The sequence below is a fragment of the Sandarakinorhabdus oryzae genome, from assembly GCF_009733735.1.
Taxonomy (GTDB): domain Bacteria; phylum Pseudomonadota; class Alphaproteobacteria; order Sphingomonadales; family Sphingomonadaceae; genus Sandarakinorhabdus; species Sandarakinorhabdus oryzae.
The window spans coordinates 1-768 of record NZ_WNJP01000377.1; the positions used below are offsets into that span (position 1 = coordinate 1).

A 768-nucleotide genomic window follows, 5' to 3' on the forward strand; every position below is an offset into this window, starting at 1 on the left:
CCTGCCGGCCCACATCCTGTCCGGCGATCGGCCCGGCCCGGTTGCCGCCGTGGCGCAGGCCCTCGGCATCCCCGGCACGGGCGGCCTCGATCCGGCGGAAAAGCTCGCCGCGATCACGGCGCTGGCCGAACAGGGCCGCCGCGTGCTGATGGTCGGCGATGGTCTCAACGACGGCCCGGCGCTGGCGGCCGGCCACGTCTCGGTGGCGCCGGCCTCGGCCGCCGATGCCAGCCAGAACGCCGCCGATGCGGTGTTCCTGGGTGCCAGCCTCGCCCCCGTGGCCTTCGCTATCCGGGCGGCGCGGGCAACCCAGGCCATCGTCCGGCAGAATTTCGCGCTGGCGATCGGTTACAACATCATCGCCGTGCCACTGGCCATCGCTGGCCTGGTCACGCCGCTGATCGCGGCGCTGGCCATGTCGGGTTCGTCGATCATCGTCGTCGCGAATGCGCTAAGGTTGAAAAGACTTGGGCGCCTGAAGGGCCTGGCACGATGAACGGCCTGCTGCTGCTTATCCCGGTGGCGCTCGGCCTGGGGTTGCTGGGCCTGTTCGCCTTTTTCTGGGCGGTCGGGCGCGGGCAGTTCGATGACCTCGACGGCGCGGCCCTGCGCATCTTCATGGATGATGAGAATGACGCTGCGGACTGAGCCACTCGCCCATCTGCCGGCCCTGCTGGCGCTGGTGCTGTCCGCCCTGTCGCTGCCGGCGCGGGCCGAGGCGCAGCTGGTCAGCCTGTGCGCCGGCGGCAGCCTGCCCGGCCCACAAGC

At 71.4% G+C, this 768-nt stretch carries 2 protein-coding genes; both read left to right on the forward strand.

Annotation, left to right across the window (positions count from 1 at the left end; genetic code table 11):
• The coding region (locus tag GJ693_RS16390) for an HAD-IC family P-type ATPase (RefSeq protein WP_156257273.1) at positions 1-496 on the forward strand (496 nt) is incomplete at its 5' end.
• A complete protein-coding gene (ccoS, locus tag GJ693_RS16395; RefSeq protein WP_156257274.1) occupies positions 493-648 on the forward strand; it encodes a cbb3-type cytochrome oxidase assembly protein CcoS in 156 nt (51 codons plus the stop codon). The genes GJ693_RS16390 and ccoS, both read left to right, overlap by 4 nt.
• Positions 649-768: the final 120 nt, after the last annotated feature.

Coding starts and splice junctions, on each gene's coding strand:
- ccoS (WP_156257274.1), top strand. CDS start 493: ATGAACGGCCTGCTGCTGCTTATCCCGGTGGCGCTCGGCCTGGGGTTG.